Below are 22,818 nucleotides of genomic sequence, written 5' to 3'. Positions count from 1 at the left end.
TAGATATGATGTCTATCAACTCACCATCCGCGATAAGGAGAATGCAACGTGAGTAATAAAATGAAAGCGGCCGTACTACATGAGTTCGGACAACCCTTGCAGATTGAAAAAGTGGATATCCCAACCCCAGGTGCCGGTCAAATTGTGGTAAAAATGCAAGCTTCTGGCGTCTGTCATACTGACTTACACGCTGTCGAAGGTGACTGGCCTGTCAAACCAAATCCGCCATTTATCCCAGGCCATGAAGGCGTCGGATTGATCACAGCTGTCGGCGACAACGTCCACCATGTCAAAGAGGGTGACCGCGTCGGTGTGCCTTGGCTCTACTCTGCCTGTGGTCACTGTACGCATTGCCTAGGCGGCTGGGAAACGCTATGCGAGCAGCAAGAAAACTCCGGCTACTCAGTAAATGGCAGTTTTGCCGAGTATGTCTTGGCCGATGCCAACTATGTCGGCATCATCCCTGAGGGCGTCGACTCTATCGAGATTGCCCCGGTGCTGTGCGCAGGTGTCACCGTCTATAAGGGTCTTAAAATGACGGATACCAAGCCTGGCGACTGGGTGGTGATCTCAGGTATCGGCGGACTTGGACACATGGCCGTTCAGTACGCCATTGCCATGGGCCTTAATGTCGCGGCGGTCGATATCGACGATGAGAAGCTTGAATTTGCCAAAAAACTGGGCGCCAAAGTCATCGTCAATGCCAAAGATACCGATCCTGGTGAGTATCTCCAAGAGCAGATCGGAGGCGCTCATGGCGCCCTTGTGACAGCAGTATCGGCCAAAGCCTTTGACCAAGCGCTAAGCATGCTCCGCCGCGGCGGCACCTTAGTGTGTAACGGCTTACCAACGGGCGACTTCCCTGTCTCTATCTTTGATACCGTGTTAAATGGCATTACCATTCGCGGCTCGATCGTCGGTACGCGCCTAGACTTACAAGAGTCGCTAGACATGGCAGCGGCAGGCAAAGTCAAGGCTACCGTCGCGGCTGAGCCACTTGAAAATATCAATGATATCTTTGCGCGGATGCGTGATGGCAAAATCGAAGGTCGCATCGTCATTGACTATAGCATGTAGGCTCATGACGGTGTGATGGGACTGTGATGCTTTAGGCTGGTTCTCTTTTAGCGCAGCACTGGCTTGTTGTATTTTATTTAGCCCTCTTAGTCGTATCGTTTTCACTCACATGCTATCTTTGGTGTGAATGAAGAGGGTACGACTTTTTATATACCTCTGATTTTATACAGATATTTAAACACTTTACCCAGTTTATTCAGTCAAGACACACCACAAATGATAAGGACATCATGATGAAAGTCACTGCTACCCCATCTTGTAAAGCACTGATCGACTTACTAAAATCCAAGCATGGCGAGCTGATGTTTCATCAGTCTGGTGGCTGCTGCGATGGCAGCTCACCCATGTGTTATCCACTAGGCGAGTTTGTCGTGGGCGGCCAAGATGTTTTGGTCGGCCAGCTGGCAGGATGTCCTTTTTATATGGGCAAAGCCCAGTATCAGCTATGGCAACACACCGATCTTATCATCGATGTGGTCGATGGTCGCGGCGCCAGTTTTTCGCTGGAGATACCCGAGGGCAAGCGCTTTATCGTGCGCTCTGAGGTGTGCAAGGTATAGCTGGCAGTTGTCGATGCTACACACCATCATTGCCTCTGTCATATTGCTACAGTCTAAAAGCTGACTATCAAAAACCTATCTGCGGATAAAAACCATTTAACATCGCTATGACTTTGGGTCTATACTGATTGACGTCTGTATCGTCTGGGTCATCACACCCAGCTCAATTAGCATGGAAGCTAAGGAAATATCGTATGGAATCTGATGCAATTTTTGACTACGTCATCGTCGGTGGCGGCTCTGCAGGCTGTGTGCTTGCCAGCCGCCTGACAGAAAACCCAGACATCCGTGTCTGCTTGTTAGAATACGGCGGCGCAGGCAAAGACCTTGCGGTTCGGGTACCAGCTGGACTTATCCTCATGGTGCCAGGCAAGCCGCTAAAACTCAATAACTGGTGCTTTCACACCACCCCACAAGAGCACCTTAATAATCGTAAAGGTTTTCAGCCGCGTGGTCAGTGTTTGGGCGGCTCATCCGCCATCAATGCCATGATTTATACGCGCGGCAGTGCGCTTGATTATGAGCGCTGGGTTGAGCAAGGCTGTACAGGCTGGGGGTTTGACGATGTCCTCCCCTACTTTATCAAAGCTGAAAACAACATCCACGGCGCAGATGCGCTACATGGCGATAGCGGGCCTTTGCACGTCAGTGACTTGCTCAGTCCGCGCGATATTTCCAAAGCCTTTGTAAAAGCGGCCATCGCCAATGGTTTAGATCACAACCCAGACTTTAATGGCAAAAAACAAGACGGCGCAGGCTTATATCAAGTCACGCATTTTCATGGTGAAAAGCAAGGTCAGCGCTGCTCTGCCGCCGCCGCTTACCTGCATCCAGTACAACGCCGGCCAAACCTCACTGTCATTACCCATGCTCAAGCCAACCGCGTTATTTTTGAAGACAAAAAAGCCGTTGGCGTCGCTTATGAAAAAGACGGCGTCGAGCATACCGTCATGGCACGTCATGAAGTGATTTTATCAAGCGGTGCTTTTGGCTCACCCAAAGTCCTGATGCTCTCAGGTATCGGCCCTGCCGAGCATCTACAGTCCCACGGGATTGAGGTAATCGTGAATGCGCCCGAGGTCGGCGGTAACTTACAAGACCATCTAGACGTGGTGTTTGATTATGAGGTCAATACCACCGACGTCATCGGTATTGGTATGGCGACGCTATCAACCTTGGCCAAGAGCATTCGGCAATGGCGCAAAGACGGCACCGGCCTACTGTCCACCAACTACGCAGAAGCAGGCGCTTTCTTCAGTGTCGGTGATGCCCCAAAACAATGGCCCAACATCCAACTGCACTTCGTCATCTCGCGCGTCATCGAGCATGGCCGCGATCTCAAACGTGGATTTGCGGTTTCGTGCCATACTTGCTACTTGCGCCCTGAAAGCCGAGGGACTGTCCGGCTGGCATCGGCCGACCCTGCTGATGCCGTTCTGATCGACCCCAATTATCTGTCGCACCCCAAAGACGTAGAGTATATGGTGGCTGGCGCCGAGCGCACTCGCGCCATTATGCAAGAGGCACCCATGGCCACCTACATCACAGAGGACTACCCTGCGCCTTATATCAAAAAAGACGGCATGCTTGGCTTTATCCGCAACAAGTCAGACACCATCTACCATCCTGTCGGTACTTGCCGCATGGGCGCAGATGACGACTCAGTCGTGGATTTGGCATTAAAAGTACGCGGTGTCAGCGGATTACGAGTCGTCGACGCCTCTATCATGCCGACACTAATTAGCGCCAATACCAATGCGCCAACGATTATGATAGCGGAAAAAGTCGCTGATATGATTAAGGCTGAGCATCATAGCGCTTAGTACAATATCCTCAAAGTTTCAACGTCTATAAAAAATCGACCGATCAATTTACCAAAAAAAGAGCCACCAGATTACTCTAGCAGCTCTTTTTTGGACTCAAAAACTCAGTCTAAGCTCTGATTAATCAGAGCAAACTATTTACCGCTTCAACCACAGCGTCAGTGGTAATACCAAACTCTTTATACAAGTCGCTGGCTGGTGCTGACTCGCCATAAGTGGTCATACCGATGACTTTGCCATCTAGGCCAACGAACTTGTACCAGTAATCTACATGGGCAGCTTCTACCGCTACGCGAGCGCGGATAGTGGCAGGCAATACAGTGTCACGGTAGCTGGCTTCTTGCTCCATGAAAATCTCGGCACATGGCATAGAGACCACACGCACGCCAACACCATTTTCGCTCAACGTTTCATACGCTTCCATAGCCAAGCCAACTTCTGAACCTGTGGCGATGATGATTGCTTTTAGCTCGCCTTGCTCTTTTGCTAGTACGTAACCGCCTTTGGTGATGTTCGCTACTTGCTCGCTATCACGCGCTTGATGTGGCAAGCTCTGACGGCTAAAGATCAAGGCAGATGGATTGTTTGCTGACTTAATCGCTTCTACCCAAGCCGTCGCCGATTCGGTCGCATCGCAAGGACGCCATGTGCGTAGATTCGGCGTGGTGCGTAGGCTAGTCAATTGCTCAACGGGCTGATGCGTTGGGCCATCTTCACCTAGACCGATAGAGTCATGCGTGTAGACGTGGATGATGCGCTGCTTCATCAATGCGCCCATACGTACGGCGTTACGCGCGTATTCCATAAACATCAGGAAGGTCGCCACGTAAGGGATAAAGCCGCCATGCAATGCGATACCATTGGCAATCGCAGTCATACCGAACTCACGCACGCCGTAGTAGATATAGTTGCCGTCGCTGTCGGTCTCAATCCCCTTTGCGTCTTTAAACAGCGTTAGGTTCGAGCCTGCTAGATCCGCTGAACCGCCTAATAATTCTGGCAATAATGGTTGCAAGGTATTAATCGCATTTTGACTGGCTTTACGACTGGCGACATCACCGCCTGCCTCTTGGGTTTGCTGAATATAGTCTCTTGCTTGGCTAGCAAAATCAGCTGGCAATTCGCCATTTAGGCGGCGTAATAGCTCGTCTGCCAGTTCTGGGTAGGCTTTTTTGTACGCTGCAAAGTCAGCATCCCAGTTCTTTTGCTGCACATCGCCTTTGGCTTTGGCATCCCACGCTTCATAGATTTCATCGTCTAGCTCAAATGGGGCATGTTTCCAAGACAGCGCATCACGAGTCAAGGCGATCTCGTCATCACCAAGTGGCGCACCATGGCTAGCCGCTAGACCTTGCTTGTTCGGACTACCAGCACCGATGGTGGTTTTACAGATGATCAAGCTTGGCTTTGCCGTTTCGTTAATGGCCTGCTCGGTGGCCGTGGTGATCGCGTTTGCATCATGACCGTCGACGGTGATGACTTGCCAGCCATAAGACTCAAAGCGTCCTTTGGTATCGTCGGTAAACCAGCCCTCGACATTACCGTCGATTGAGATGCCATTGTCATCATAGAAGAAGACCAGCTTGCCAAGCCCTAGCGTGCCTGCGAGCGAGCACACTTCGTGGCTGATGCCTTCCATCAAGCAGCCATCACCCAAAAACGCATAGGTATGATGATCGACGATGTTATGGCCGTCACGGTTAAACTGGGCGGCAAGGGTTTTTTCGGCAATCGCAAAACCAACGGCATTGGCGATACCTTGGCCGAGTGGGCCTGTGGTCGTCTCAACACCAGGGGTATAGCCATACTCAGGATGACCTGGGGTTTTTGAATGCAGCTGACGGAAGCCTTTTAGGTCATCGACACTGACGTCATAACCAGTCAAATGTAGCAATGCATAAATCAGCATCGAGCCATGACCATTTGATAAAACAAAACGGTCGCGGTTGTGCCAGTTAGGATCGGCAGGGTTGTGCTTTAAAAATTTACGCCACAAAACCTCGGCAATATCGGCCATGCCCATCGGCGCGCCCGGGTGCCCTGAGTTGGCTTTTTGAACCGCATCAAACGACAGTACACGGATGGCATTGGCTAGTTTACGTTCGCTAATTGGAGCTGGCATAGAGTGTCCTAATATTCGAATCAGAAATGTGGAGCATAAGAGAAGGGTTTACTCGAGGATAGTCTGCCAAAAACGCCTGACGCATCATCGACAGACAGACGATAAAGTCAAAGTGCTATATTAACATATTTGCCATCAGGCACGCTAAAAATGCGCTGATAGAATCGTTTGTATTTAATCATCATTTGTATCAGTTTTTTCAAACCAACACGGATCAAAAAAACCGCGAGCCCATGGATGACTCGCAGCTTAGATAGCAATGTAGAGGGCAATTTAGAAAAACATCACTGCATTAAACCAAAATGGTCTCAGCGCCGCCCATATATGGACGCAGCACTTCTGGAATGCTAATACTACCATCAGCGTTTTGATGGTTTTCCATCACTGCCAGCAGCGTACGGCCAACAGCAAGGCCTGAACCGTTTAGCGTATGAGCAAGACTGGTTTGTTTGCCATCTTTGACTCGCGTGCCCATGCGGCGTGCCTGAAAGTCGCCGCAGTTTGAGCAGCTAGAGATTTCGCGATAGGTATCTTGGCTTGGTAGCCATACTTCGATGTCGTAGGTTTTTTGCGCAGCAAAGCCCATATCACCAGTACACAGCTGTACCACCCGATAAGGCAGATTTAGCTGCTGCAAGATATCTTCGGCTTGGCCTGTCATCGCCTCAAGCAACTCATCTGACTGCTCGCTAGTGGCGATATTGACCATTTCAACTTTTTCGAACTGATGCTGACGAATCAGACCACGGGTATCACGGCCATGCGAGCCAGCTTCACTACGGAAGCATGGCGTATGGGCGGTAAACTTCAATGGCAGCTCTTTGATATCCAAACGCTCGCCGCGCACCAAGTTGGTCATTGGCACTTCTGCAGTCGGAATCAGATAAAAATCCATCTCATCGTTATTGGTATGATTGGTCAGTTTAAACAAATCCTCTTCAAACTTTGGCAGCTGGCCGGTGCCTTTTAGGCTCTCGCTATTGACGATATAAGGCACATAAGTCTCAAGATAGCCGTACTTGACCGTATGAGTGTTCAGCATAAACTGAATCAAAGCGCGATGCATCTGCGCCAGCTGTCCTTTTAGCACATTAAAACGACTACCGGTCAGCTTGGTGGCCGCTTCAAAATCTAGCATGCCCAAGGTTTCACCGATATGGGTATGGTCTTTGATGTCAAAATCAAACTGACGCGGCGTACCCCATTTGCGCACTTCGACATTATCATCCTCTGACGTTCCGACAGGCACATCTGCTGCTGGAATATTAGGGATTTGCATGGCCGCTTGTGTGATGCGCTCTTGCAAGGTGCGCAGCTCATCTTCTGCCGCCTTAATCTCACCACTGATGCTTTGCATTTGGGCCAGTAGCTCGCTGGCATCTTCGCCTGATTTTTTTAGCACGCCCACTTGCTTTGCCCCCGCATTACGGCGCGATTGCAGCTCTTCGGTTTTGACTTGTAGCGATTTACGCTCGGTTTCGATATTTTGCCAAAAAGCCATATCAAGCTCGTAGCCACGAGTGGCTAGCTGCTGTTGTAAATCACTTAAATCGCCGCGTAAGAGTTTCGGATCAATCATAATAGTCGCCTGTAACGCTAAATGTGGGTAAAATTTTAATAGGGCGTGTTGATAATCAGATCAGCCAATCAGAGCATTCTGTCAGGCCAATTCCGCTAAGATAATAGACTTACATGGCCTGTTAAAGAACCATCGCATTATCCTAAAATGGTTCTGATGATTGTCTTCATGACGCACTGATGGATATCAAGCCGCCTGATGTACCATGCTGGTTATAAGAATATATAATAGCCGCTATGATACCAAGACCCAGCAGATTTGACCATGTTTTGCCTATATTTTGGCGATGTTCTCAGTGATATCGCGATAACGCCCTAACAAGACTTTTGTGGTGCCATATTCACGCCGTAGCGCTTGTTATGCTGGAGTGGTTTTTATTTTATATAAATACCACCTGAGCACAGCGCATCCATAGAAATATAAGACCAATCCCGCCATCGCACCGCTTATATGTTTCATTTAAGAGCGCTTTTCGGTAAGATAAGCGCATATCTTTTTTCTGTCTTTAGCCAAGTATGGCGACGCTGTCCTGCTTTGGCGATCGAAACCCAACGCTGTTAACACAAGTATCTGAGAAACCTCTATGGCCCTGTACCCTTACACGCTCCAACCCATCGCCTTAAACCTCACCGAGGCCGAATTTCATCAAGCACAGTATGAGCTGTTTGCCAGTGCGAGTCCCTCATTTGGTTTATCCAGTTTTAAGACCAAAGAATGGGTCGTCATGGCCGTGGTCGTGATACTAGCGATTGCAGGTTTGGTGTTTGTCACAGGCTACTCTACGATTATCTTTTGGTTAATGCTGGTGGCCGTGGTGATTTATGTACTGGTGCGTACCCTTGGTTTTAAATGGTACGTCAAAAGAGAGTTTGAAAAACAAGTGGCCGATCAAGAAATGCCCGATGAGATGCGCCAGATGAAACTGGGCGTACAAAAGCACGGACTGGTGATGGCCATGCCTGTCAATCAACCAGAGATGTTTAATAGCAATCAGATGCGCGGCATGCAGATGCGTGCAGGCAAAACTCAGCAAGCCGTCATTCCATGGACTGCTGTCAAAAGCTGGGATGAAACCGACGATTACATTTTTATGATGTTTGAGGTTAAAGGCCAACAAGGCAGCCAGATTGTCCCAAAACGCCTACAAGCGCAAAAGTTTCCGATCGATACCGTGCGTCAGCATCTCCAAGAAGTGGTGCCTGTCAAAGGCTTAAACCCTGAAAGCTTGCAACCGCCTGCTTAATAATATTTTTTTAGCAGCTTATGATACAAAAGCGCTCTATACTCTTAGGGCGCGCCTTGGTTCTAAATAACCAATCACATGGTTAAAATTAATGAATTTAACTTATCCATGATGTTTTGCTATGATAGTCACCAGTAGAAGAAAAAAGGGTTTAGAAGTCCCAAGAAAGTAGGTGTGAGGACGATACCTACTTTTGATAGTAAATACCTTTGTTTATGATACTGATTATCGGCCGCCTCATAGGCAACTGACAGCTGGTTTGGTGCGAGTATCGCCGTATCATTTATATTGTTATTTTTTTTGGTAAAACGGCTATATTATATGAATGAGCATAGCCACGTAGCCCATGACTTGCTACACTCTTAGTCTTCTTTATTATCAAGCTTTTTAGTGGTTTTTTGGTCATCTTTTTGGTGACTCAAGATTACGTACGCTACTAGGCTTTTTAATACGACTTTTTATTGAACACTCAAACTATAAGGATAATATCATGAGTAATAATGCAACCAACCAGATTGGCCTAGAAAAAGCAGACATGAGCGAAGTCATCAGCAAGCTAAACGACTTACTATCAAGCTATCATATGTTTTATATCAACGTCCGTGGTTATCACTGGAACGTCAAGGGTGAGCACTTCTTTACTTTGCACCCACAGTTTGAAGAGCTATATACCAGCCTACAAGTAGAGATCGACGAAATCGCTGAGCGTATCTTGACATTAGGTGGTACGCCACTACACGCTTATAGCGACTTTGCTCAGCACACCAGCATCTCTGAAGACAAAAACGTCAAAGATGGCAACGCTTGTGTAAAAGGTGTGGTCACTGGCCTAAAAGCTTTGATCGAAGAGCAGCGCGACGTGTCATTAGTGGCCGAAAAAGCCGAAGACCAAGGCACAGCAGACTTGGTCGATGAATACGTACAACAGCAAGAAAAACTGATCTGGATGTACAATGCGTTTTTGGGCTAAGGCTATAAAATACGCCGCTTATACTTATACATAAACACTAAAAATATAAGTACAAAAAACATAAGCATTAAAAAAGCACCCAATGGGTGCTTTTTTTTGGTTCAAAACACTTAGGCTGCTTACTTTTGAATCCACTGACGGATTTTTTCGCGCTCCGCAGGGGTCGCCTGTAGCCATAGCTGCATAAAGCTATCAAGAGTATTACCGGTTTGCACAGCCGCTGGCACAGATTGCGCGGTGCCTGTATTGATACTACTCTGGGCCGGCTGAGTTGCTGGCTGCTCTAAAGCGGCAATCGCTCGCTGGTTTTGTCGCTCAGCGTCACCTGCACCACCAAACACGCCGCCGATGGCTTTACCCAAGCCTGAGAACAGTCCGCCTTGTTGATTGCCGAGACTTTGCTGGCTGGCGATCACGGTATTATTTTGCTCTACAGCCAATGTCGGACGTTTGGCGTACTCTCTCGCTGCTTCGTACGCTTCTGGCTGGTTTGGCATGGTCAGACGATAGGTCTGATTGTCTGCTAATTGCGCGGTCACACTGACATTGCCTGAGCGCAAATAGTCGTGCTCATCACGGCGCAAGTTGTACAAACGGTCGTATTTGGCCGTAATCGCATGCGTACCAGGCTGCAACGTAAACTTCTTTGTGAGCGGCTGAAAGGCACTCTGCTGCACTTCTTGACCATTGATGGCAGTGACCTTGATATGATCATCGACCAACAGCGTCACGGCCGCGTGCGATAGCATAGAGACAGAACCTGCCCCTATGAGCAAAGCACTGGTGGTCAGTTTTTTTAACAAAGAAGCATGTGGTTTCATAAGTGGGTCCAGTAGTCATGTGGCGTTTTAGAGAATAAAGCGGGTTGGCTAACAGTTGGCAAACAATGGGGGAAAACCGTTGTTTTTTGTATGACAGCGTATGGGGTTACTCATAACATACGCCATTATTTATCGCGCATTCAAACTTATAAAAAGCAATCAAACCTATTAGAAGTAAGAACAACGCCGCCTAAAAGTCGAGTGGCATGGTATGTTGGTCTTGCTCTGCTGTGCTGTTATCTACTTGCGTCTCTTGAGCAATATCTGCCAGCTCAGCGGCCAACGTTTGCTCATCGATGGTACGCAGCGCATCACTGATGACGGCTTTGGAGATATTGCTGCGGCCAAGATTGGAAAACATGGGCTGAATATAATTGAGCACGTCCATCATCGCACCGATACGGTGTGGTCCGTCGGTCAGCAAGTGATCGATGATACGGTCGTCAAACTGCCAGCCACGGCGGCGCAAGATAGATTGCAGCAGCGCTTGACGGTCAGCGAAGTCATGGCCATTAGGAACCTTAAAGGTCGGCGATTGAGCCAAACGCGTCAGCAAGTCCCTTAGCCCAAACGGTAGCTCACTTGCAGGTTTGTTGGCAGCAAACAATAGCTGGCGCTGCCCCTCTCGGCTACGATTGATCAGATGAAACAAAGCCTCTTGCCACTGGGTGCTTTGCTCTAGCACCTCCAAGTCATCAATGGCGATTAAATCAAAGCTTTCTAACGACGAGAGGACATGGACATCTGTATGAATCAGCTCATTGAGCGACAAGCAGATAGCCGTCTTATCCATTTCTATATACGACTCACAAATAGCGGACAACAGATGAGACTTGCCCGTCGCAGGACTGCCAAACAGGTATAACTGACCGATCAGGCCGACATGTAGCTGCCTGACTGCATCAATAATCGACATCCAACCAGGACCTGCAAAATCGCTAAGACTTGCATCGTGCTTAATGTCCAGATTGAGACTTAGCTGTGCTTCTGCCATGAATCATCAACTCGGTTTGCGTAGCGCAATCACTAAAAAGGCTAAACGACTAATATTTTTAAACTGACTTGGGTAGCTTGTGCTTTTATGAACGCTGACCCAAGCCAACCTAGGAACGATAAATACCGTGAATACTGCGCCTATATATAACATATTTGTAAAATGACTGACAAGTCTTTTACCCTTTACCTTGCATCAATCGGCATTCACGCTCATACAATCCATGTTATAACTTTTATCACTCATCATTCGGGCGTATCCTCATTTCAAAATAGTGATGACACGAGAGAAATAAAACCCTGAGACACATGAATCATTGATCCTTAAACAATGTTAGTTGCTTGTGGCCTTTATACAGATCGGTTGAGCGATAATAATCATACACATGGCGAAACAACACATTCAGGACAGCTGACACAGGCAGTGCAATCAGCATCCCGACAAAGCCTAATAAGCTTGCCCCTGCCAATACCGCAAAGATAACCCACAGCGGCGATAGACCAATCTTATCCCCCAACAACAGTGGCTGCAGGATATAGCCCTCTGCTGCTTGCCCCACCAAAAACGCCCCAACAATCAATGCCAAATAGGTCCAGTCTAGCCCAAACTGAAACAAACAGGCGACAATGGCCGCGATAAAACCGATACCAAACCCCAAGTAAGGCACAAAGCTTGCGATACCTGCCACCATCCCGATGATCAGACCCAGCTCAAGGCCGATAAGCTGCAACTGCACCGCATATATCGCGCCCAGTAATACCATGACCAGCAGTTGACCTTTGATAAATGCCATCAATGCACGGTCGCACTCATGCGCTACCTGTAACACTTTTTTGCAATAGGGTGCTGGTATGGCCATCTTCCAAGTCTGCAACCGCTGATCCCAGTTGAATAAAAAATAAAAAGTCAAAATCGGTACTAATACGATAAGACCTGCATTGTTGATAAAGTTCATACTAGAGGCGATGATTTGACTCATCATCGTACTGGCATCTGCAAACTTATAGTTCGTCTGCATATAGTCGACCAAGGTTTCAGAAAACCCTTTGGCTTCTAGCTCAGGCAAACGAATACGGCTGTTATTAGCAAACCATTCACGCACGACTTGATTGTACCAATTTAACACCTTTGGCAGATATTCCCAAGCCGCTTGCAGCTGATGCCATAACGTCGGTACCAGCCACCAAAGCAGCAGCACCATACCCAGCGTGATGGTGGCATAGACAATGATAATCGCCACCCAGCGCTTGATATATTTTGATAGACGCTTGACCAGTGGATTAAACAAATACGCCAGTACAAAAGCAAAAACAAACGGAATGATGACTGGCATCATCAAATACAATAAAAAAAGCGCCACCACCATCGCCGCTACAATAAATAAGCGCCGAAAAAAAGGATCTATGGTTTGATTTATCATGGTGGATAACCCTGCGATTGGTCAATAAGAATAGTAAACAATAAAAAATAGTGAACAATGAAAAGTAGTAAACAGTGATTGACAATGATTTTGCGTTCTATTATCGCAAAGTACAGCAAAAAATCCGTCATTTTTTGTTTCTTATATGATTGTAAGTAGTAACATGCCAGCAAAACCATACGGAGCAATCACAGGTAACAGTCACTTTTAGTCATTCCCTATAGCCATGATATTTTATGGTTTAATCAGAGTTTTTTGGCAACCGCTGACGATCTGGCGCAAACTGATGCAAATATAGCGAATAAGTGGCAAGTTGCTTTGCGAGTCAGGGCGGTTTTTGGGTATAATGCGCCCACGACCTTCAGAGTTATCACAACCAACTCGCTTTTTGACCCACCTTCATTCCTTATAAATTTTGTGAGATGACCATGAGTAACAAGCCTTCTTTAAGCTACAAAGATGCTGGCGTTGATATTGATGCTGGCGATGCGTTGGTTCAACGTATTAAATCAGTGGCAAAAGCCACCTCTCGCCCTGAGGTTGTGGGCGGACTTGGCGGCTTTGGAGCGCTTTGTCGTATTCCGACTGGTTACACCTCGCCTCTACTGGTATCAGGGACGGATGGTGTCGGCACCAAACTTAAATTAGCATTGCAGCTACAGCGTCACGACACCATCGGTATCGATTTGGTCGCTATGTGTGTCAACGACTTGCTTGTATGCGGTGCTGAGCCATTGTTTTTCTTAGATTACTATGCGACAGGCAAGCTGGACGTCGATGTCGCGGCGACTGTGGTCACTGGTATTGGCGAGGGCTGCAAACTGTCAAACTGTGCGCTTATCGGCGGAGAGACTGCTGAGATGCCTGGCATGTATCAAGACGATGATTATGACCTAGCGGGATTCTGCGTCGGTGTGGTCGAAGAAAGCGAAGTCATCACAGGCAAAAACGTCAGCGAAGGCGATGTATTGATCGCCCTTGCCTCTAGCGGCGCACACTCAAATGGCTACTCATTGGTGCGCAAGGTCATCGACGTAAGCGGCGTGGATGTCACCACCAGCGACGAGATGCTTGACGGTCAGCCTATTCAGGATGCCTTGATGGCACCGACTCGTATCTATGTCAAAGCCATCAAAGCGCTGCAAGATACCCTTGGCAGCTCAGCCCTGCACGCCATGTCGCACATCACCGGCGGTGGTCTCACGGACAACCTGCCCCGTGTGCTGCCGGATGATCTGGCCGCTAGTATCGACACGGCGAGCTGGCAGTTCTCAGAGCTGTTTACTTGGCTTCAGACCCAAGGCAATATCGAGCAAAGCGAGATGTACCGCACCTTTAACTGCGGCGTTGGCTTTGTCATCGTGGTACCAAAAGACAAAGCGCAATCAGCCATCGATACCTTAAATGCTGCCGGCGAAACCGCATGGCAATTAGGGGAAATGGTCAAACGCAGCACTGATGAGCAGGCAGACGCGGTGGTGTACCGTTAATGTCAGATAGCCATCATACAGCTCACCATCAGCCACTACGCGTGGCGGTATTGGTCTCTGGTAGCGGCAGTAACCTGCAGGTCTTGATAGACGCCATGCAAGCAGGAACGCTACCGATTGAGATCGTCGGCGTCATCAGTAATCGCGAAGACGCCTACGCTGTCACCCGCGCAAAAGAAGCAGATATTCCTGTCACCGTGTTGTCACATGTGGCCAGCGGCAAGCGCATGAGCATTAAGACTTTCGAGGCTCATGCCAGCACACAATTGAGCGCTTGGCAGCCAGACTTGATTGTACTGGCAGGCTTTATGCGGGTACTAAGCGCTGGGTTTATCGACCATGCGCCTGCGCCGATGATCAACCTGCACCCTTCGCTACTACCTGTTTATAAAGGCCTTGATACTCATCAGCGCGTCATACAAGCAGGCGATCGTCATCATGGCTGTAGTATCCATGTCGTCACCGCCGAGCTTGATGCAGGCGCTGTCTTGACCCAAGCGTTACTGGTAGTTGACCAAAAAGACACGGCCGACAGCTTGCAAGCACGGGTACAGAAGCTTGAGCATCAACTGTTGCCATGGACACTCTTACTCATAGCGACAAAGGCACTGCCTCTACAAAGCCCATCTATATCGGCTCAGTCGTACTTGCCCCCATTACCGCTCAGGCTGTATTTCGACCGATGATGCAATAGTACCCAAAAATCAGTACCCAAAAATCACGAGCCGGAGCCAAGCGTATAACAGCGCCATAAACAAGCCCCCTCATTCAATAGTTGAATGAGGGGGCTTGTTGTATGCTAGTACACACTATTAGTACCTGCTAATGGCTTCGTATGGCATTAGCCATTATGCACATGAATGGCTTTGATATTGACGAATTCTTTGATACCAAAACCGCCATGCTCGCGGCCATGGCCAGAGTTTTTGACGCCGCCAAATGGTAGGGCTGGATTTGCCAGTCCATAACCATTGATATAGACCATACCGGTGTCAAACTCTTCACGCGCCAAGCGGATGGCTTTTTCTTCGTCCTTTGAGAAAATAGCACCACCGAGTCCATAGCGACTATCATTGGCGATACGCAGCGCATCTTCTTGATCCTGAGCACGTATTAGCGAGGCCACAGGGCCAAACAGCTCGTCATCATAGGCAGGCTGGCCTTTTTTTACGTTTTCTAAAATAGTTGGCGGATAAAAACTGCCCTTGCCTTCTGGCAGCTCACCACCGACGGCAACGGTCGCGCCTTTTTTCACACTGTCCTCAACCTGCTCATGCAGTTTTTCTTGCAAGTCTTTGCGTGCCAATGGCCCCAAATCTGAGCTGTCATCCATCGGGTCGCCTGACTTTTTGCTTTGGAACTTGTCAATGATACGCTGACGGAACTCGTCATACACGCTATCTACTACGATAAAACGCTTGGCCGCTACACATGTCTCACCGTTGTTGATCAAACGCGCCTGTGTACAGGTCTCAACGGCCAGATCCAAGTCGGCATCTTCTAGCACGATAAAGGCGTCATTTGAGCCCAGCTCTAAGACGACTTTTTTGATAGCCTTGGCGGCTTGCTGGCCCACCACGCTACCTGCACCATCACTACCAGTGAGCGTCACACCACGCACTTTATCGTTACCGATCAAAATCTCTGATTGATCATGATCAATCAAAATCGTGCGAAACAGGTCATTTGGTAAGTCAGACTCATGGAAAATTTTCTCGATTAATAAGCCAGAGCCTGTAACATTAGCAGCATGCTTTAGCAAAATACTGTTACCTGCCATCAAATTGGCAATGGCATAGCGAAAGACTTGGTAAGCTGGGAAGTTCCATGGCTGCATACCGTAGATAACACCGATTGGCTGATAAGTTACGATGCCTTTTTTCATATTTTCGATATCGCGCTCATCGTCAGCTAGTGCAGTGACACCTTTTTCTGCCGTATAGTCGCAGATGGCTTTACACAAATCTATTTCCTGCAGGCTCTGATTATAGAGCTTGCCGCGCTCTTTGGTCATGAGGCGAGACAACTCTTCTTTATATCTCATCAAGGTCTCGCCAATCGAGCTAATAACCTTCGCCCGCTCCTCGTGGCTGGTTTTACGCCACTTTAAAAAAGCTTGATGCGAAGCATCGACGATTTGATTGACCTCGTCATTGCTCATGTAGTTATATTCTTCGATGTTTTCGCCCGTTGCTGGGTTTACTGTCGTAATATCTGCCATGATGTATGTCCTTGTTGTTATACATGATAATGGTTTATTTGAATCAATTTTAAAGTATTGATCGACTTTCAATCGGCTCACTTGAATGATGATATAGAGCCATTTTTATAGTGTTATAAAACTTAACAATAGCCTTGTTCATTGTTTTTTTTCTTAAATCTCATTTATCATAGCAAAATGCTCAGCAAGTAGGTTTACAAGATATAAAGAAGTGTGCATAAGATGTTAAGAGTGTCACTGAGATATTAATCTCTCTTGTCTAATAGAGGTTTAAAAGATGGGTGCTCAATTCAGTTAATGGTCATTGACTGAGTTAAAAACAAAAAACCAGCCCGATGGCTGGTTTTGAGAGAGTAAGCTGATAAGTAGAGGCAAGACGTATTCAATCAAAACAAATGATTGATGACAGGTATGTTTTGTGGCGGGTTTTCTTCTTCAGCGACCACCTGACGCGCCACGTGCATGATCAGCTGACGCAGCCAGCGATGGGCTGGATGATGCTGAAGTAGTGGCGACCAAGCCATCGTCAGCTCAAATTCAGGAATAAAAAATGGCGGCTCTTCCATAATGATACTGTCGTTGTTGGCCTGCATACGAGCCACGCGTGTCGGCAAAGTGGCAATCAAGTCTTTATTTGCTGCAAGCATGGCTGGCATTTGATAGTGACGGGTAAAGACGCTGATTTGCCGTTTTTGACCCAAGCGCTGCAATGCTTGGTCGATAGAGCCAAGCCCGCCAGACTTTTCAGGGTTGACCCCAAACCCGACCCCCATACCTGTTTTGGATACCCAAACGTGCTGAGCTTTTAGGTAGTTTTTTAGATTAAAGCGGTTGGCATAAGGGCTTTCAGAGGACAGCAAACAACTGAAGGTATCACGCCAGACCAGCACTTGGTGAAAACTCTGCGGTATCTCATTAAAGCGGTTGATCGCCAAGTCCACACGGCCCTGCTCCATATCACGGTAGGAGACATCAGAGGGCGTCAAAAAGTCCAAAATCACATTGGGCGCTTCAGAGCGCAGCGCTTTGACCAGCTTTGGCACCAGCGTCGCCTCGGCGTAGTCTGAGGTCATGATGCGAAACACGCGTGAGGTGCTATAAGGACGGAATTCTGTGCGTGGTTCCAGCACTTGCGTCAAGTCAGCCAATATCTCACGAATACGTGGCTGCAGTTCTAATGCACGCTCCGTTGGCGTCATACCCTCGGACGAGCGCACCAATAATGGGTCATTAAACAGCTTGCGCAACCGCCGCAAAATATTGCTCATGGCAGGCTGGGTAATGCCAAGCTGCTCGGCTGCCCGCGTGACGTTTTTTTCTCGTAACAACACATCTAAATGTACCAATAAATTTAAATCTACCCGCTGCAAATTCATATATATTTCTCTTGGCTTTTGAATAAACGCCTTTTATAAGCTTGGCATTTTTTGTGCAGTTATGCTGACCATCAGCCTTTAACTGCATAATATCGCTATTTATTTTATATTTTGTGTTAGCACTCACTGATGACAACGCGATTTACCGGTCGTAAACCGCTGTTATCTATACATTATAACCCATAAAAATACTAAAGATAACTATCATAAATTAGATAAATCTTGGTAAGGCAGTTATAGTGAATCCCGTAGATGATTTGCAACACGGACCACAACTATCCTATTTGTGCGCTATTGATACCGGTCTATTAGACTCTGATGAGCCGGTCGTACAAGCCGCCAAACCGTGTTGATAAAAGATTCATTTATGAAAGTCATCGCTGCGACAACGTTATAAAAATCCCGATCGCAGGCCAGCTACCCAGAGGATATCGGTCATGGATTGCGACCAAACCCAGCGATTACGGCATTGAATATTGTAACATCTCTTATCGCCAATGATGACACTGCTGTCTAATAATTTAGCGTAAGCCCTTGAGCAATATATGGATACGCCCCCTTGTTATCGATATTTTACCCATCATCTGTCGACGACCAAGTTTAGTAGCTTACTTGTATTTGTGAGCAGGTTTGTTTAGGGTAACTAAGGCTCGAACGGATGACTGATGATGGTCTCTGATCTGATAAGCCGCCGATAACACTCAAATAAAGCATCACGATACGCTTATTTGGTCAGACACCATTAGCGTTATTTTAACATGGAATTTTTCGTTTTTTTACACCCCACCAAGGAGACTATAGATGTCAACTGCATATAAATCAGCGATCGACGTAGTACGTGAATTAAAGCAAAAGCACGGTAACTGGCAGAATATCAGCGAGACTGATGCGGCACGTATGATGATGCAAAACCGTTTTAAAACCGGTTTGGATATCGCCAAATATACTGCAAAAATCATGCGTCAAGACATGGAAGACTATGACAACGATACGTCTCAATACACACAGTCTTTAGGTGCTTGGCACGGTTTTGTCGCTCAGCAAACCATGTATGCAAAGAAAAAATACTTTGGCACCACATCTAAAACCTACATCTATCTATCAGGCTGGATGGTAGCTGCCCTACGCTCTGAGTTTGGTCCACTACCTGACCAATCTATGCACGAAAAAACCTCTGTGCCAAAGCTAATCGAAGAGATCTATACGTTCTTGCGTCAAGCCGATGCTAAAGTACTAAACGACTACTTCCGTGAGCTAAACGCAGCTGAAGAAGCAGGTCAAGATACCTCAGCTATCTTAGAGAAAATCGAAAACTTCGACTCGCATGTTGTGCCAATCATCGCCGATATCGATGCAGGTTTTGGTAACGAAGAAGCCACTTACTTGCTAACCAAGCAAATGATCGAAGCCGGTGCTTGTGCCATTCAGGTTGAAAACCAAGTATCTGATGCCAAGCAATGTGGTCACCAAGCAGGTAAAGTCACTGTACCGCACGAAGACTACATCGCCAAAATCAATGCCATTCGTTACGCATTCTTAGAGCTTGGTGTTGAAGACGGTGTTATCGTTGCTCGTACTGACTCTGAAGGCGCATCGTTGACGCAAAAAATCCCAGTATCAAATGAGCCAGGCGACCTTGCTTCTCAGTACATCGACTTCATCGACGTTGAAGAAATCGACATCGCTGACGCAAAAGAAAACGACGTTCTTCTGAAGCGTGACGGTAAGCTGGTTCGTCCAGTACGTCTGGCTAACGGCCTATATCAGTTCCGTGAAGAGACCAACATCGATCGCGTCGTACTTGACTGTGTGACTGCGCTTGAAAACGGTGCTGACCTACTGTGGATCGAAACACCAACGCCAGATGTTGCCCATATCAAATCAATGGTAGATCGCATCAAAGAGCAGCAGCCAAAAGCCAAGCTTGTATACAACAACAGCCCATCATTCAACTGGACGCTAAACTTCCGTAAGCAAGTAATCGCTCAGTGGGAAGAAGAAGGCAAAGACGTATCAAGCTATGACAAAGATAACTTGATGAGTAGCGATTACGACGGTACTGAGCTTGACGCTGCCGCTGACGTTGCTGCACAAAACTTCCAGCGTGATGCGTCACGTGAAGCAGGTGTCTTCCATCACTTGATCACCCTGCCAACTTACCACACCACAGCGCTTAGCGTACATGAGCTTGCTAAAGGCTACTTTGGTGAAGAAGGCATGCTTGCTTATGCAGCTGGCGTACAACGCAAAGAAATCCGCGAAGGTATCTCTTGTGTTAAGCACCAAGCCATGGCGGGCTCTGACTTAGGCGATGATCACAAAGAGATCTTCTCAGGTGACAACGCACTAAAAGCTGGCGGCGAAAAGAACACCATGAACCAGTTCTAATCATCGACTACTTTTAAGTATAATTGATACAAAAAGCCGTCCTACATACTGTAGGGCGGCTTTTTATTGTCCTATCATCACGCATAGGATGGTAGACTAATAATCATTCGTCGTCATTATTAGGAGTCATTATGCAAGAGATCGAACTCAAGTTTTTGGTCCCAGAGTCGCGGCTTAAAGGCTTGATGCGTCAAGCAAAAGTCAAATCCTCTCAAACCACACAAATGGCTGCCCACTACTATGACACCCCTGATCAGCAGTTGGCGCAAGCAGGGATTGGCCTACGCATTCGTAAAGAAGACGATACATGGGTGCAGACCATCAAAGCTGGCGGCGATGGTCTGGCAGCTCGCCTAGAGCACAACGCCACCTTAGACCCTGAGCACGTACAAGCCATGCTCGCTGACAAAGCGCTTATGCCTGATTTTAGTATATATAAAGACACCGCCATCGCCCCTGCTCTTGCGCCCTTTAAGCTCAAAAAACTCACCAAAAACCTCACTCAGCTGTATGTCACTGATGTCGAGCGCACCACCCGCCTGTTGATAGAAGACAATGATGAAGACGCAGACAATCAGCTGGAGATGGCCTATGACTATGGAGAGATTGTCCACGGTAATGATGATGCGCTGCGTGATTGTATTCAAGAAATTGAGTTTGAGCTGGTGTCAGGCGATATTGATTTTTTATTTACGACAGCCAAAGTCTGGTGCAAGCGTTATAAGCTGTGCTTATCTACCATCACCAAAGCCGAGCGCGGTGGTCTATTGATTACAGGACAAGCGCATAGCCCTGCTGTCACTGCTGATACTCAGCTTTCTCATATCGACAACCATACCAGCATGCCTGCGTTTATACGGGCGGCGGTACATCACTGCCTACTACATATGCTGCCTAATAGCAGCGCTATCGTCTCTGGGCGCTATGATGACGCCCATGTCTTGCAGCTAGCGATCGGTATTACTCGCCTGCACGCTGCTCTGCAAGCGTTTGCCAGCTTCTCTGATGAAATCAATCCTGAGTGGTCACCTATACTAGAGCAAACTCAAGCGTTACTCAGTGACTATCAGCACCTTACTCATCTGGCCTCTACTGTAGAGCCATATTTACAGCAATATGGCGCGCCTGCTGTAGAATGGGCGGCTGATATTGACGCTATAAAGATTCGGCCTATGGACGCTGTCTGTGCCAATGACTTTCAACTAACCTTACTGGAGCTGATTGCTTTTGCGATGAGTGATCCAGCGCTTGAGCCGCACGCGGACAAGAGCGCAAAAGAGGCGCTAACAGCCGTGCTCCTCAAGCAGCAAAAAGCATTTGTGCAAGCCGAGGAGCGGCTACAACATAAAAGATCCCCATGCTTAGATGGCGCTGAGTCAGAAGAGAACGCTACCGACGATACCAAGAAAAACGGCGGTGCCCAAGAGATGAAAGACGCCCAAGACACGCAAGAGAGTCAGCAAGCCCTACTAGCGTTAAACCAGCAGGTGACGACCTTATATTATGTCCATGAGTTTGCTACGCCTTTGCTCAAGACAGGCCACAAAAAAAAGAAAGCGAAAAAGAAGCTCAAGCGCCAGCGTAAGCACTTGCTCAAAGCAAAACAGGTACTGAGTCACTATGACGACGCTATGCGTTATGGCCAGCACTATCAGCAAAAATCAGCGACAGAGACGCGTGCGCTATTTGGCGCAGGCTGGTTTGCTGCTACCCTAAAGACCCAACATAAACCTCTTCAAAAACGTTTGGCCAAAGTCAAAAAATCGCTGATATCAATCTAAACCATTATGTTACATACAAAAAAAACAGCTCATGGTCGATGAGCTGTCTTTTTATCATTGATATTGGTAGCACAAGGCCACGTTATCATCAGGCAGGCCTAGGGCGTGTCTTCAATTCACTCGATAGTTATCTAAATGGGCTAAAAATGGCCAAATTTTGCCAAACATCGTCAAATAGCTGGTCAATATCCCGATATTAACGGCGCTATTTTCCTTGTTTGACCGCAATTTATCTCATTTTTATCACCATTTTTGAAATGAAGGCACGCCCTCGTATCTGGCTCTCTTATAGACCCAGTACTTTCATACGCTCACTGACCGGCTGATAGGTTTTTTCGCCAGCAGGGGCTTTGATATTACCAAATGGCATCTGTGCTATCAGCTCCCAACTGTCCGGAATAGCAAACGCTGCCGCGGCATCTTCATCTACCAGTGGGTTATAATGCTGTAGGTTGGCACCGATATCCAGCGTCCGCAGCTCTGTCCACATGGCATACTGGTGCATGGCCGAGGTTTGCTCTGCCCAAATAGGGAAACGCTCAGCATATAAAGCAAACTGCTCTTGTAATGACTTGGTCACGTTTCGGTCTTCATAAAATAAGACGGTACCCGCCGCCGCTCGAAAGCCGTCCAGCTTTTGCTGACTGCCTGAAAAGTCACCGTCGCCGACCGCTGCCCGCAGTTTTTCTTCAGCGATGTCCCACAGCTTTTGGTGCTCGTCACCAAACAACACCACCAGACGCGAAGACTGCGAGTTAAAGGCTGAAGGCGTATGCAAAAGCACTCGTTCTGCCATGTTGATAATCGCTTGCGGCGCGACTGGTAATTCATTGCCCAATGCATATACCGAACGGCGCTCATCAAAAGCTTGTTGTAGCGTGACTAGACTTTCTTTAGACATTATCGTTATCCTTATCATAAAAGACGTCATAAGTGAGCGGTATCTGGCACGA

17 protein-coding genes are annotated in these 22,818 nt (G+C 47.6%); 9 read left to right on the top strand and 8 right to left on the bottom strand.

Annotated features, from left to right (window positions below; genetic code table 11):
• Positions 1-48: 48 nt before the first annotated feature.
• The 3 genes from adhP to J3491_RS03330 all read left to right on the top strand — a co-directional run bounded on the left by adhP (position 49) and on the right by J3491_RS03330 (position 3,460).
• A complete protein-coding gene (adhP, locus tag J3491_RS03340) occupies positions 49-1,077 on the top strand; it encodes an alcohol dehydrogenase AdhP (protein WP_207969202.1) in 1,029 nt (342 codons plus the stop codon).
• 230 nt (positions 1,078-1,307) lie between these two features.
• A complete protein-coding gene (locus J3491_RS03335) occupies positions 1,308-1,637 on the top strand; it encodes a DUF779 domain-containing protein (RefSeq protein ID WP_243456069.1) in 330 nt (109 codons plus the stop codon).
• Between the two features lie 194 nt (positions 1,638-1,831).
• Positions 1,832-3,460: a GMC family oxidoreductase gene (locus J3491_RS03330; protein ID WP_207969201.1), complete on the top strand. Its 1,629-nt coding sequence runs from the start codon at positions 1,832-1,834 to the stop codon at positions 3,458-3,460.
• Between the two features lie 124 nt (positions 3,461-3,584).
• Here J3491_RS03330 and tkt read toward each other — a convergent pair whose 3' ends face one another.
• Complete coding sequence (tkt, locus tag J3491_RS03325) at positions 3,585-5,582, bottom strand: transketolase (protein ID WP_207969200.1); 1,998 nt, start codon at positions 5,580-5,582, stop codon at positions 3,585-3,587.
• A 292-nt stretch (positions 5,583-5,874) separates the two neighbouring features.
• Positions 5,875-7,161: a serine--tRNA ligase gene (gene serS / locus J3491_RS03320; RefSeq protein ID WP_100749788.1), complete on the bottom strand. Its 1,287-nt coding sequence runs from the start codon at positions 7,159-7,161 to the stop codon at positions 5,875-5,877.
• Between the two features lie 583 nt (positions 7,162-7,744).
• Here serS and J3491_RS03315 point away from each other — a divergent pair.
• Both J3491_RS03315 and J3491_RS03310 read left to right on the top strand, forming a co-directional pair.
• Positions 7,745-8,404: a YcxB family protein gene (locus J3491_RS03315; protein ID WP_207969199.1), complete on the top strand. Its 660-nt coding sequence runs from the start codon at positions 7,745-7,747 to the stop codon at positions 8,402-8,404.
• A 490-nt stretch (positions 8,405-8,894) separates the two neighbouring features.
• Positions 8,895-9,374: a Dps family protein gene (locus tag J3491_RS03310; protein ID WP_105243933.1), complete on the top strand. Its 480-nt coding sequence runs from the start codon at positions 8,895-8,897 to the stop codon at positions 9,372-9,374.
• Positions 9,375-9,493: 119 nt separating this feature from the next.
• On the opposite strand, the gene J3491_RS03305 is transcribed toward J3491_RS03310, so the two are convergent.
• From J3491_RS03305 to J3491_RS03295, 3 genes are all read right to left on the bottom strand, one after another.
• The gene (locus tag J3491_RS03305) at positions 9,494-10,195 is read right to left on the bottom strand and encodes a DUF2057 family protein (RefSeq protein WP_075100595.1); all 702 of its coding nucleotides are present in this window, start codon (positions 10,193-10,195) and stop codon (positions 9,494-9,496) included.
• A gap of 190 nt (positions 10,196-10,385) precedes the next feature.
• Complete coding sequence (gene hda / locus J3491_RS03300) at positions 10,386-11,189, bottom strand: DnaA regulatory inactivator Hda (RefSeq protein ID WP_207969198.1); 804 nt, start codon at positions 11,187-11,189, stop codon at positions 10,386-10,388.
• Between the two features lie 313 nt (positions 11,190-11,502).
• On the bottom strand, positions 11,503-12,609 hold the full coding sequence (locus J3491_RS03295; protein ID WP_207969197.1) for an AI-2E family transporter: 1,107 nt from the start codon (positions 12,607-12,609) through the stop codon (positions 11,503-11,505).
• Positions 12,610-13,037: 428 nt separating this feature from the next.
• Here J3491_RS03295 and purM point away from each other — a divergent pair, with 428 nt between their 5' ends.
• Together purM and purN are read left to right on the top strand one after the other, a co-directional pair.
• Positions 13,038-14,099: a phosphoribosylformylglycinamidine cyclo-ligase gene (purM, locus tag J3491_RS03290; RefSeq protein WP_207969196.1), complete on the top strand. Its 1,062-nt coding sequence runs from the start codon at positions 13,038-13,040 to the stop codon at positions 14,097-14,099.
• Positions 14,099-14,785, top strand: coding sequence for a phosphoribosylglycinamide formyltransferase (gene purN, locus J3491_RS03285; RefSeq protein ID WP_207969195.1), 687 nt, complete (start codon positions 14,099-14,101; stop codon positions 14,783-14,785). The genes purM and purN overlap by 1 nt, the downstream gene beginning before the upstream one ends.
• A 155-nt stretch (positions 14,786-14,940) precedes the next feature.
• On the opposite strand, the gene J3491_RS03280 is transcribed toward purN, so the two are convergent.
• On the bottom strand, positions 14,941-16,320 hold the full coding sequence (locus J3491_RS03280) for an NAD-dependent succinate-semialdehyde dehydrogenase (RefSeq protein ID WP_075100590.1): 1,380 nt from the start codon (positions 16,318-16,320) through the stop codon (positions 14,941-14,943).
• Between the two features lie 386 nt (positions 16,321-16,706).
• Entirely contained in the window at positions 16,707-17,696 is a 990-nt protein-coding gene (locus J3491_RS03275; protein WP_075100589.1) for a LysR family transcriptional regulator, read from the bottom strand.
• 801 nt (positions 17,697-18,497) lie between these two features.
• On the opposite strand from J3491_RS03275, the gene J3491_RS03270 reads away from it, so the two are divergent.
• Positions 18,498-20,084 carry an isocitrate lyase gene (locus J3491_RS03270; protein WP_075100588.1) on the top strand — a complete coding sequence of 529 codons (1,587 nt, stop codon included), beginning with the start codon at positions 18,498-18,500 and terminating at the stop codon, positions 20,082-20,084.
• A 131-nt stretch (positions 20,085-20,215) separates the two neighbouring features.
• Entirely contained in the window at positions 20,216-21,865 is a 1,650-nt protein-coding gene (locus tag J3491_RS03265; RefSeq protein ID WP_207969194.1) for a CYTH and CHAD domain-containing protein, read from the top strand.
• 286 nt (positions 21,866-22,151) lie between these two features.
• On the opposite strand, the gene J3491_RS03260 is transcribed toward J3491_RS03265, so the two are convergent.
• Positions 22,152-22,766: a nitroreductase family protein gene (locus J3491_RS03260; RefSeq protein WP_100749795.1), complete on the bottom strand. Its 615-nt coding sequence runs from the start codon at positions 22,764-22,766 to the stop codon at positions 22,152-22,154.
• Positions 22,767-22,818: the final 52 nt, after the last annotated feature.

It is taken from the genome of Psychrobacter halodurans, from assembly GCF_017498075.1.
GTDB classification, from domain to species: domain Bacteria; phylum Pseudomonadota; class Gammaproteobacteria; order Pseudomonadales; family Moraxellaceae; genus Psychrobacter; species Psychrobacter celer.
This window is presented reverse-complemented; position numbering and strand designations above follow the sequence as displayed.